The sequence below is a fragment of the Pseudomonas sp. FP1740 genome, assembly GCF_030687165.1.
Taxonomy (GTDB): domain Bacteria; phylum Pseudomonadota; class Gammaproteobacteria; order Pseudomonadales; family Pseudomonadaceae; genus Aquipseudomonas.
In genome coordinates, this window is the sequence record NZ_CP117461.1 from 5,625,699 (window position 1) to 5,637,211 (window position 11,513).

Below are 11,513 nucleotides of genomic sequence, written 5' to 3' on the forward strand. Positions count from 1 at the left end.
AAAAGCTGAGGCCAGCCGTTCTAGTGGATTTGAAATACAACGCTTCAGAGCAGCACCACGTCGTACTGTTCCTGGGAATACATGGTTTCTACCTGAAACCGAATGGTGCGCCCGATAAACCCTTCGAGCTCGGCGACGTTGCCCGACTCTTCATCGAGCAAGCGGTCGACCACTTTCTGGTTCGCCAGCACGCGATAGCCTTCGGCCTGATAGGCACGGGCCTCACGCAGGATTTCGCGGAATATCTCGTAGCAGACGGTTTCCGGGGTCTTGAGCTTGCCGCGACCCTGGCAGCTGCTGCACGGCTCGCACAGCACTTGCTCGAGACTTTCGCGGGTGCGCTTGCGGGTCATCTGCACCAGGCCCAACTCGGTGATGCCGATGATGTTGGTCTTGGCGTGATCGCGCTCCAGTTGCTTCTCGAGGGTGCGCAGTACCTGACGCTGATGCTCTTCATCTTCCATGTCGATGAAGTCGATGATGATGATCCCGCCCAGGTTGCGCAGACGCAGTTGACGGGCAATGGCTGTGGCGGCTTCGAGGTTGGTCTTGAAGATGGTTTCTTCGAGATTGCGATGACCGACGAAGGCTCCGGTGTTGACGTCGATGGTGCTCATGGCTTCCGCCGGGTCGACCACCAGATAGCCGCCGGACTTGAGCGGCACTTTGCGCTCCAGGGCTTTCTGGATTTCGTCTTCGACGCCATACAGGTCGAAAATCGGCCGCTCGCCCGGATAATGCTCCAGACGGTCAGCGATTTCCGGCATCAGTTCGGCGACGAACTGTGTGGTTTTCTGGAAGGTTTCCCGGGAGTCGATGCGGATCTTTTCGATCTTCGGGCTCACCAGGTCGCGCAAGGTGCGCAACGCCAGGCCGAGGTCTTCGTAGATCACACTCGGCGCGCTGATGGTTTTGATCTGGGCGTTGATCTGATCCCAAAGCCTGCGCAGGTAGCGGATATCCATGAGGATTTCATCGGCTCCGGCCCCTTCGGCAGCGGTACGCAGAATGAAACCGCCGGCTTCCTTGATACCTTCTTTCTCCACGCAGTCGGTGACCACTTGCTTGAGGCGTTCGCGCTCGGCTTCGTCTTCGATCTTCAGGGAAATACCGACGTGGGCAGTGCGCGGCATGTACACCAGATAGCGCGACGGGATCGACAGTTGCGTGGTCAGGCGTGCGCCCTTGGAGCCGATCGGGTCCTTGGTGACTTGCACCACCAGGCTTTGGCCTTCGTGAACCAGCGAGCTGATGCTCTCCACCGCCGGGCCTTCGCGCAGGGAAATTTCCGAGGCGTGAATGAATGCGGCGCGGTCCAGCCCGATATCTACGAAGGCGGCCTGCATGCCCGGCAATACCCGCACGACCTTGCCTTTGTAGATGTTGCCGACGATCCCGCGCTTTTGCGTGCGTTCGACATGGACCTCTTGCAGAACACCGTTTTCGACCACCGCCACGCGTGATTCCATCGGCGTGATGTTGATCAGGATCTCTTCACTCATGGCAGGGTCTCGTTCAGGCATGTTCACGATAATGGCCGCATCTTGTCAGTACGACGCTCAGTGCGCGTTAAGGGTTTGCCAACAGGGTATGCCGAAATGGCCGAGTAGTTCTGCGGTTTCGCACAGCGGCAAACCGACCACCGCCGAGTAGCTGCCATTGAGCCCGGCGACGAACACCGCGCCCAGCCCTTGAATCCCGTAGCCGCCCGCCTTGTCCCGGGGTTCGCCGCTGGCCCAATAGGCCGCCGCTTCATCGCGGCCGATGGTGCGAAAACGCACCAGACTGCGCACCACCAGAGACTCGCAACGTTCACCATCGTGCACTGCAATCGCCGTCAGCACTTCATGCTCACACCCGGACAACAGCATAAGCATGGCGTACGCTTCGGCTTCATCCACCGGTTTGCCGAGAATTTTCCCGTCCAGCACCACGGCAGTGTCGGCGCCCAGCACGCAGAAATCCGCGTCGGACACGATCGCCCCGCGCCCGACCTCAGCCTTGCCGCGCGCCAGACGCTCGACATAGGCCGATGGGGACTCTTCAGGGAAAGGGGTTTCGTCGATGTCCGCGCTGATGGCGGTGAACGGCACGCCGATCTGCGTGAGCAGTTCACGCCGACGCGGCGAGCCTGAGGCGAGGTACAGCTGTTTCATCAAGACATCTCCCTGTCTAGTGCCCTGTCTCACGAATACTGTTCCTTTTTGGCGAGACAGGGCACCGGGTGCGAGCACATGCCTGACCGAATTAATTGATTTTGTAGCGTCGACGCAAACCGCGCAAACCGAAGCTGATCCATGGCCAGAGCAACGCACTGACCAGTGCAGGCAAGACCAGCGCCAGGGTCGGCTGACGATTACCGGTCAGGGCGCTCAGCCACAACTGAACCAGTTGGGCGAGGCCGAAGATCACCAGGATCACCAGGCTCTGTTGCCACATCGGGAACATGCGCAGGCGCTGTTGCAGCGACAGCACCAGGAACGTAATGAGCGTGAGGATCAACGCGTTCTGGCCCAGCAACGTGCCATACAGCACGTCTTCGGCCAACCCCAGGCACCAGGCGGTGACCATGCCGACTTTATGCGGCAGGGCCAACGCCCAGAAGGCCAACAACAAGGCCAGCCACAAAGGGCGCAGGATTTCCATGAATTGCGGCAGCGGTGAAACGCTGAGCAACATGCCGATGGCGAACGTCAGCCAGACCATCCAGCCGTTTCGGGAGGAAGTTGCACCGCCCATTATTCTGTTCCCCCAGTGGTGGCCGGCGCGGCGACAGGCGGTTTGGCAGCAGGCTTCACGGCCGCGGGTTTGGGTTTGGCGGCCGTCGCCGTCGCGGGTGGCTTGGCGGCAGCAGGATGGGACGCGGCAGGTTTGACTGGGGTCGCGGCGGCAGGTACGGCAGGTACGGCAGGTACGGCAGTCGGAGTTGCAGCGGCAGCCGGTACCACCGACGCGGCCGGTTTCGGCACAGTTGCAGGAATGATCGGCCCGCCACCCTGCCGGTCCAGAGCCTCTTGAGCCTGGGCGGCTTCGTTGGCGCGCTCCTCGGCTGTGCGACCATCACTGAACACCAACAGCAAATAACGACTGCGGTTCAGCGCGGCAGTCGGCACCGCACGCACGATGGCGAACGGTTGACCGGAATCGTGGATTACTTCCTTGACTGTCGCCACCGGGTAACCCGCCGGGAAACGCTGACCGAGGCCGGAGCTGACCAGCAGATCGCCTTCTTTAATGTCGGCGGTATCGGCCACATGACGCAGCTCAAGGCGTTCCGGGTTGCCGGTGCCGCTGGCAATCGCCCTCAGACCGTTACGGTTCACCTGCACCGGAATACTGTGGGTGGTGTCGGTCAGCAACAGTACCCGAGAGGTGTACGGCATCAACTCGACCACCTGCCCCATCAGGCCGCGGGCATCGAGCACCGGCTGACCGAGGATCACACCGTCGCGCTCACCTTTATTGATGATGATGCGATGGGTGAAGGGATTGGGGTCCATGCCGATCAACTCGGCCACTTCGACCTTCTCGTTGACCAGCGCGGAAGAGTTGAGCAACTCGCGCAGCCGAACGTTCTGCTCGGTGAGGGCGGCAAGCTTTTGCATGCGGCCCTGCAACAGCAGGTTTTCGGTTTTGAGTTTTTCGTTTTCGGCGACCAACTCGGTCCGGCTGCCGAATTGGCTGGCCACACCTTGCCATAGCCGCTGCGGCAGGTCGGTGATCCAGTAAGACTGCATCAGCACCAGCGACATTTGGCTACGCACTGGCTTGAGCAGTGTGAAGCGGGCATCGACCACCATCAGCGCGACCGATAGCACGACCAGCACCAACAAGCGCACGCCCAGTGAGGGGCCTTTGGTGAAAAGCGGTTTAATAAGCCGCTCCTCCCAGGCAAATGTTCTCTTTATTCATACGGCATCAAACCGGCCTGGATGCAGACTGACAGAAGATAAACGCCAACAGGCAGCACTGCAAAGTGCTGCCTGCGGGCTCACCAGCATAGATGCATCGGGCGAGATCACTCGCTCGACAGCAGGTCCATGGTGTGTTTATCCATCATTTCCAATGCACGGCCACCGCCGCGAGCAACGCAGGTCAGCGGGTCTTCGGCGACGATCACCGGCAGACCGGTTTCCTGGGCCAGCAACTTGTCGAGGTCGCGCAGCAAAGCGCCACCACCGGTCAGTACCAGACCACGCTCGGCGATATCGGAAGCCAGCTCCGGAGGCGATTGCTCCAGCGCACTTTTCACTGCCTGAACGATGGTGGCCAGCGACTCTTGCAGAGCTTCCAGCACTTCGTTGGAGTTCAGGGTGAATGCGCGTGGAACGCCTTCGGCCAGGTTACGGCCACGAACGTCGACTTCACGAACTTCGCCGCCCGGGTAGGCCGTACCGATTTCCTGTTTGATGCGCTCGGCAGTGGATTCGCCGATCAGGCTGCCGTAGTTGCGACGCACGTAGGTGATGATCGCTTCGTCGAAGCGGTCGCCGCCAACCCGTACGGATTCGGCATAGACCACACCGTTAAGGGAGATCAGCGCGATTTCAGTGGTACCGCCACCGATATCGACAACCATCGAACCGCGAGCTTCTTCAACCGGCAGGCCGGCACCGATCGCAGCAGCCATTGGCTCTTCGATCAGGAACACTTCACGGGCGCCGGCACCAAGGGCCGACTCACGGATGGCACGACGCTCAACCTGGGTGGATTTGCATGGAACGCAGATCAGCACACGAGGGCTAGGCTGCAAAAAGCTGTTTTCGTGAACCTTGTTGATAAAGTACTGCAGCATTTTTTCGCAAACGCTGAAGTCGGCGATCACGCCGTCCTTCATCGGACGAATGGCTGCAATATTGCCCGGCGTACGACCGAGCATGCGCTTGGCCTCGGTGCCGACAGCAACGACACTTTTCTGGTTACCGTGTGTCCGAATAGCCACAACCGATGGCTCATTCAGGACGATACCGCGCTCGCGCACGTAAATAAGGGTGTTGGCAGTGCCCAGGTCAATGGAAAGATCGCTGGAAAACATGCCACGCAGTTTCTTGAACATGGGAAAGGGACCCTAGGCAACGCGTGGGTAAAAAAGTGCGGCAAACTCTAACAACGACAGGGATTTTGGGCAAGGCGCCAATATGTTAAATTGGCTGCTTTTCTGTGCACCAAGCACCACAATCGCGGCCTTGAGACCGTAGATATGCGGTAGTGTTCCGACAATCTAACACACGGACGCGGTCCGTTTTGTTTTCCACTGGAGAATCCCATGGCGCTTGAACGCTCCGACGTGGAAAAAATCGCTCATCTGGCCTGCCTTGGCCTCAATGATGCCGATCTTCCACACATCACTTCGGCCCTGAACAGCATTCTCGGGCTGGTCGACGAAATGCAAGCGGTCAATACCGACGGTATCGAGCCGCTGGCCCACCCACTGGAAGCCAGCCAGCGCCTGCGTGCAGACGTCGTGACCGAGACCAATCATCGCGAGGCCTATCAGTCCATCGCACCAGCGGTCGAAAACGGCCTGTACCTGGTTCCGAAAGTCATCGACTAAAGGGAAAGAGCCTGCAATGCATCAATTGACTCTGGCCGAGATCGCCCGCGGACTCGCCGATAAAAAGTTTTCCTCCGAAGAGCTGACCAAAGTCCTGCTGGCGCGCATCGCCCAGCTCGACCCGCAGCTCAACAGTTTCATCAGCCTCACCGAAGACCTGGCGCTGCAGCAGGCGAAAGCCGCTGACGCTCGTCGCGCCAACGGTGAGAGCGGCGCCCTGCTCGGCGCGCCGATCGCCCACAAAGACCTGTTCTGCACCCAGGGCATCCGCACCAGCTGCGGCTCGAAGATGCTCGACAACTTCAAAGCGCCGTACGACGCCACCGTGGTCGCCAAACTGGCGGCTGCCGGGGCCGTGACCTTGGGCAAGACCAACATGGACGAATTCGCCATGGGGTCGGCCAACGAGTCGAGCTACTACGGCGCGGTGAAAAACCCGTGGAACCTGGAATGTGTTCCAGGTGGTTCGTCTGGCGGTTCCGCGGCGGCGGTGGCCGCTCGTCTGTTGCCGGCGGCAACGGGCACCGACACCGGCGGTTCCATCCGTCAGCCCGCGGCACTGACCAACCTTACCGGCCTGAAACCGACGTACGGTCGTGTTTCGCGCTGGGGCATGATCGCCTACGCGTCCAGCCTCGATCAGGGCGGCCCGCTGGCCCGTACCGCCGAAGACTGCGCGATCCTGCTGCAAGGCATGGCCGGTTTCGACCCGCAGGACTCCACCAGCATCGACGAGCCCGTGCCTGATTACAGCGCCGGCCTCAACGGTTCGCTGCAAGGCCTGCGCATCGGCGTGCCGAAGGAATACTTCAGCGCCGGCCTGGACCCACGCATCGCCGACCTGGTCATGGCCAGCGTCGAAGAGCTGAAAAAGCTCGGCGCCGTGATCAAGGAAATCAGCCTGCCGAACATGCAGCACGCGATTCCCGCGTACTACGTGATCGCCCCGGCGGAAGCGTCTTCCAACCTGTCGCGTTTCGACGGCGTGCGTTTCGGCTATCGCTGCGAAGACCCGAAAAACCTGGAAGACCTGTACAAGCGTTCCCGTGGCGAAGGTTTCGGCCCGGAAGTACAGCGCCGGATCATGGTCGGTGCTTATGCGCTGTCGGCCGGTTACTACGACGCCTACTACCTGAAGGCGCAGAAGATCCGTCGTCTGATCAAGAACGACTTCATGGCTGCCTTCAATGAGGTCGACATCATCCTCGGCCCAACCACGCCGAACCCGGCCTGGAAGCTCGGCGCCAAGAACAACGACCCGGTCGCCGCGTACCTGGAAGACGTCTACACCATCACCGCCAACCTCGCCGGTCTGCCGGGCCTGTCCATGCCTGCAGGTTTTGTCGATGGCCTGCCGGTCGGCGTGCAACTGCTCGCCCCGTATTTCCAGGAAGGTCGCCTGTTGAACGTTGCCCATCAGTATCAGCAAAACACTGACTGGCACACCCGCACCCCAACCGGCTTCTGAGGAGAAACACATGCAATGGGAAGTCGTGATCGGGCTGGAGATTCATACCCAGCTCACCACCCGGTCGAAAATCTTTTCCGGTAGTTCCACCACCTTCGGTTCCGAACCGAACACCCAGGCCAGCCTGGTTGACCTCGGCATGCCCGGCGTATTGCCGGTGCTGAACCAGGAAGCGGTGCGCATGGCGGTGATGTTCGGCCTGGCCATCGATGCCGAGATCGGTCAGCACAACGTGTTCGCCCGCAAAAACTACTTCTACCCGGACCTGCCCAAGGGCTACCAGATCAGCCAGATGGAATTGCCGATCGTCGGCAAGGGCCACCTGGACATCGCCCTCGAAGACGGTACCGTCAAACGCGTCGGCATCACCCGCGCGCACCTGGAAGAAGACGCCGGTAAAAGCCTGCACGAAGAATTCAGCGGCGCCACTGGCATCGACCTGAACCGTGCCGGCACACCGCTGCTGGAAATCGTTTCCGAACCGGACATGCGCAGCGCCAAGGAAGCCGTGGCTTACGTCAAGGCGATCCACGCGCTGGTACGCTACCTGGGCATCTGCGACGGCAACATGGCCGAAGGCTCGCTGCGTTGCGACTGCAACGTATCGATCCGTCCGAAAGGCCAGGCCGAGTTCGGCACGCGCTGCGAGATCAAGAACGTCAACTCGTTCCGCTTCATCGAGAAGGCGATCAACAGCGAAGTGCAACGCCAGATCGAACTGATCGAAGACGGCGGCAAGGTGATCCAGCAAACCCGCCTGTACGATCCGAACAAGGACGAAACCCGTCCGATGCGCAGCAAAGAGGAAGCCAACGACTACCGTTACTTCCCCGACCCTGACCTGCTGCCGGTGGTCATCGAGGACTCGTTCCTCAACGAGGTGCGCGCCACCCTGCCGGAACTGCCGCCGCAGAAACGCGAGCGTTTCCAGCAGCAGTTCGGTTTGTCGGTGTATGACGCCAGCGTACTGGCCACCAGCCGCGAACAAGCCGATTACTTCGAGAAAGTCGTGAGCATCAGTGGCGACGCCAAACTGGCGGCCAACTGGGTCATGGTTGAACTGGGCAGCCTGTTGAACAAGCAAGGCCTGGACATCGACCAGTCGCCGGTTTCGGCCGAGCAACTGGGCGGCATGCTGCTGCGCATCAAGGACAACACTATCTCCGGCAAGATCGCCAAAGTGGTGTTTGAAGCCATGGCCAACGGCGAAGGCAGCGCGGACGAAATCATCGACAAGCGCGGCCTCAAGCAAGTGACCGACACCGGCGCGATCTCGGCGGTACTGGACGAAATGCTCGCAGCCAACGCTGAACAGGTCGAACAATACCGCGCGGCAGACGAAGCCAAACGCGGCAAGATGTTCGGCTTCTTCGTCGGCCAGGCCATGAAAGCCTCCAAAGGCAAGGCCAACCCGCAACAGGTCAACGAACTGCTTAAAAGCAAGCTCGAAGGCTGATGAGAATGGAGCCAGCTCTCAATATTGGCTCCATTCCTTGTGGCGAGGGAGCTTGCTCCCGCTGGTCTGCGAAGCAGGCCCAAATCAGCAACCGCACTCTTTCAGCGAGAATGCATCAGCCGATTTTGCGACCGCTTCTCGGTCGAGCGGGAGCAAGCTCCCTCGCCACATTTATTTTGGGAGCCGTCCAAATGAAACGCCTGCTCAGCGCTTGCGCCTTGCTCTCTCTACTGGCCGGTTGTGCCAGTACCGACACCATCGATCCACACGGCTACGACAAGACCGGCCTGGCCTCGTATTACGGTGCCAAGCACCATGGCAAACGCACCGCCAGCGGTGAGCGTTTCAATCAGCATGGCCTGACCGCTGCCCATCGCCAGTTGCCATTCGGCACCCGGGTGAAGATTACCAATCTGAATAACGACAGATCCTGCGTGGTACGCATCAACGACCGCGGGCCGTATTCTCGCGGGCGCCTGATCGACGTGTCCCGTGAAGCGGCCGACCAGTTGGGCATGCTGCGCAGTGGCACCGCGAAGGTTCGCGTGCAAGCCCTCGACGACTGATAGACGGAGCGCTGACTATTTTCGGACTGGCCGATTTACCCCTGATCAGCGTCATTGAATTGTTCGCCGGCCTGTTTTTACTGATCGCCGGCGCCGAACTGATGGTGCGCGCCGCCGTACGCCTGGCCGCGCGCCTGCATGTGCGACCACTGATCATCGGCCTGACCATCGTGGCCCTCGGCAGCAGCGCGCCGCAGATGGCGGTCAGCCTGCAAGCCACCCTGGCGCAAAACGCCGACATCGCCGTCGGCAGCGTGATTGGTAGCAGCATCTTCAACATCCTCGTCACCCTCGGGCTCTCGGCGCTGATTACTCCATTGCGGGTTTCGCGACAATTGGTGCGTCTGGATATTCCACTGATGATCGGCGCCAGCCTGCTGGTGTTCGTACTGGCGTGGAACAAAGAACTGAATCGGGTCGACGGCATGATGCTGCTGGCCGCGCTGGTGCTGTACCTGGGCTTGCTGCTGCGCCAGTCGCGGCACTCGGCCCGTCCGCCATCAGGGGCTCATGAAGCGTCGCAGGCACCGTGGTTCAGCAGCCTGCTGATGATTGTCGCCGGGCTGGCGATGCTGGTGTTCGCCGGGCACTTGTTGCTCGGCGCCGCGGTGGCGGTCGCGACCGACCTGGGTTTGTCGGAGCGGATCATCGGCCTGACCATCGTCGCCGTCAGCACCTCCCTGCCGGAACTGGCCACTTCGTTGATCGCCGCGTTGCGCGGTCAGCGGGACATCGCGGTGGGCAACGTGATCGGCAGCAACCTGTTCAACCTTTTGGGCGTGCTCGGGCTGACCGCATTGATCGCGCCGTCACCGCTGTCGGTCTCGCCCAACGCGCTGGATTTCGATTTGCCGGTGATGCTCGGAGTCGCGGTGCTGTGCCTGCCTGTGTTCTATTCCGGCTACCGGGTGACCCGCGCCGAAGGCCTACTGTTTTTGGGTTTGTACCTGGCCTATGGGCTGCACGTGGTGTCGTTCACCACGGGCATGCCGCTAGCTGGCAAGCTTGAACACCTGATGCTCTTTTTCGTCCTGCCGGCGCTGGTGGCGTTTTTGCTGTTCACCTCGCTTCGCGCCTGGCGTCGCCAACACCACAAGAGGGAATTGCCATGAGCACTGATAAGAAGCCTGGGGTTGAAATCCGCCGCCAAGTGATGGGCGACGCGTTCGTCGACCGCGCCCTGGGCAACGCCACCGAATTCACCCAGCCGCTGCAGGACTTCGTCAATGAGCACGCCTGGGGCGGCGTGTGGAACCGCGAAGGTTTGCCGCTGAAAACCCGCAGCCTGATCACTCTCGCTGCGCTGACCGCGTTGAAGTGCCCGCAAGAATTGAAAGGCCATGTGCGCGGTGCGTTGAACAACGGTTGCACGGTGGAAGAGATTCGCGAAGCGCTGCTGCATTGCGCGGTGTATGCCGGTGTGCCGGCGGCGATCGATGCATTTCGGGCGGCGCAGGAAGTGATCGATACCTATCAGAAGCCGGAGTAGGCGACCTGAAGAACGCCGCAAATCCCGAGGTTAGATCCACCCACCCCACTGCAACAAAAAGATCCCGATATTGGTGGTGACCGCCGCCATCAGTGTAGTAATCACGATGATCGCCGCCGCCAGTTCATGATTGCCATTGGCCTGCCGGGCCATGACGAAACTGGCCGCGGCGGTCGGGCTGCCGAAGTACAGAAACAGAATCCCCAACTCCGCCCCACGAAAGCCCCAGAGCCAGGCGCCGAGTGTCGCCAGCACCGGCAGGCCGATCATCTTCACCAGACTTGAACTCAGCGCCATCGTGCCGCTTTTGCGCATTGCCGCCAGCGACAACGTGCCACCGATGCAGATCAATGCCAATGGCAAGGTGGTTTGCGCCAAATATTGACCGGACCTCTCCAGCCATCCCGGCAAGCCGATCTGGAACCAGGCAAATGGTGCGGCCGCAATCACACTGATGACCAGCGGATTGGCCATCACACTTTTGCAGATGCTCCACGGATCAGACTTGATCACCGGGCTATAGACCGCCAGCACAATGGTTGAGAGCGTGTTGTAAAACAGGATCACCAGCGCCGCGAGAATCGCCCCAAGGGAAATGCCATAGTCGCCGTACATGCTCGCCGCCAGGGCCAGGCCGATTACCCCGTTATTGCCGCGAAACGCGCCTTGGGTGTAAATGCCCCGATCTTCGCGCGGGCATTTCCAGATCGCCCAACCCCAGGCAATTGCAAAGCACATCAGGGTCGCGAGCGAGAAGTAGATCAGCAGCGCTGGTTGCAACGCAGCGTGCAGGTCGGCATGCAAGATGCCCAGAAACAGCAACGCCGGCATGGTGACATTGAACACCAGGGCCGACGCAGTGTGGATGAAGTTGTCGTTGATCCAGTCGATGCGCTTGAGCAGCACACCCAGAAACAGCATGGCAAACACCGGCGCAGTGATGTTCAGGGTTTCGAGGAAAATAGCCAGCATGCCGGGGG

At 60.5% G+C, this 11,513-nt stretch carries 12 protein-coding genes; 6 read left to right on the forward strand and 6 right to left on the reverse strand.

Annotated features, from left to right (window positions below; genetic code table 11):
* Positions 1-44: 44 nt before the first annotated feature.
* From rng to mreB, 5 genes are all read right to left on the reverse strand, one after another.
* A complete protein-coding gene (gene rng / locus PSH69_RS25215) occupies positions 45-1,502 on the reverse strand; it encodes a ribonuclease G (protein WP_007941226.1) in 1,458 nt (485 codons plus the stop codon).
* 57 nt (positions 1,503-1,559) lie between these two features.
* Positions 1,560-2,156, reverse strand: a complete 597-nt coding sequence (locus PSH69_RS25220; RefSeq protein ID WP_305410150.1) for a nucleoside triphosphate pyrophosphatase — start codon at positions 2,154-2,156, stop codon at positions 1,560-1,562.
* Positions 2,157-2,247: 91 nt separating this feature from the next.
* Positions 2,248-2,739 (reverse strand): rod shape-determining protein MreD, encoded by a 492-nt coding sequence (gene mreD / locus PSH69_RS25225; RefSeq protein ID WP_018927216.1) that lies wholly within the window; start codon positions 2,737-2,739, stop codon positions 2,248-2,250.
* A complete protein-coding gene (gene mreC / locus PSH69_RS25230; RefSeq protein WP_305410151.1) occupies positions 2,739-3,839 on the reverse strand; it encodes a rod shape-determining protein MreC in 1,101 nt (366 codons plus the stop codon). Before mreC ends, mreD begins: the two co-directional genes overlap by 1 nt.
* 179 nt (positions 3,840-4,018) lie before the next feature.
* Positions 4,019-5,056 carry a rod shape-determining protein MreB gene (gene mreB / locus PSH69_RS25235; protein WP_002555108.1) on the reverse strand — a complete coding sequence of 346 codons (1,038 nt, stop codon included), beginning with the start codon at positions 5,054-5,056 and terminating at the stop codon, positions 4,019-4,021.
* Between the two features lie 210 nt (positions 5,057-5,266).
* Here mreB and gatC point away from each other — a divergent pair, with 210 nt between their 5' ends.
* The 6 genes from gatC to PSH69_RS25265 all read left to right on the forward strand — a co-directional run bounded on the left by gatC (position 5,267) and on the right by PSH69_RS25265 (position 10,533).
* The gene (gene gatC / locus PSH69_RS25240) at positions 5,267-5,554 is read left to right on the forward strand and encodes an Asp-tRNA(Asn)/Glu-tRNA(Gln) amidotransferase subunit GatC (RefSeq protein ID WP_007901429.1); all 288 of its coding nucleotides are present in this window, start codon (positions 5,267-5,269) and stop codon (positions 5,552-5,554) included.
* A gap of 16 nt (positions 5,555-5,570) precedes the next feature.
* Positions 5,571-7,022, forward strand: a complete 1,452-nt coding sequence (gatA, locus tag PSH69_RS25245; protein WP_305410152.1) for an Asp-tRNA(Asn)/Glu-tRNA(Gln) amidotransferase subunit GatA — start codon at positions 5,571-5,573, stop codon at positions 7,020-7,022.
* A gap of 10 nt (positions 7,023-7,032) precedes the next feature.
* Positions 7,033-8,478, forward strand: a complete 1,446-nt coding sequence (gene gatB / locus PSH69_RS25250) for an Asp-tRNA(Asn)/Glu-tRNA(Gln) amidotransferase subunit GatB (protein WP_018927219.1) — start codon at positions 7,033-7,035, stop codon at positions 8,476-8,478.
* A 191-nt stretch (positions 8,479-8,669) separates the two neighbouring features.
* On the forward strand, positions 8,670-9,044 hold the full coding sequence (locus PSH69_RS25255; RefSeq protein WP_018927220.1) for a septal ring lytic transglycosylase RlpA family protein: 375 nt from the start codon (positions 8,670-8,672) through the stop codon (positions 9,042-9,044).
* 101 nt (positions 9,045-9,145) lie between these two features.
* Positions 9,146-10,156: a calcium/sodium antiporter gene (locus tag PSH69_RS25260; protein WP_305412869.1), complete on the forward strand. Its 1,011-nt coding sequence runs from the start codon at positions 9,146-9,148 to the stop codon at positions 10,154-10,156.
* Positions 10,153-10,533: a carboxymuconolactone decarboxylase family protein gene (locus tag PSH69_RS25265; protein ID WP_007941215.1), complete on the forward strand. Its 381-nt coding sequence runs from the start codon at positions 10,153-10,155 to the stop codon at positions 10,531-10,533. The genes PSH69_RS25260 and PSH69_RS25265 overlap by 4 nt, the downstream gene beginning before the upstream one ends.
* A gap of 30 nt (positions 10,534-10,563) precedes the next feature.
* Here the strand turns inward: PSH69_RS25265 and PSH69_RS25270 are convergent, their stop codons facing one another.
* Complete coding sequence (locus PSH69_RS25270; RefSeq protein WP_305410153.1) at positions 10,564-11,505, reverse strand: AEC family transporter; 942 nt, start codon at positions 11,503-11,505, stop codon at positions 10,564-10,566.
* Positions 11,506-11,513 lie beyond the last annotated feature (8 nt).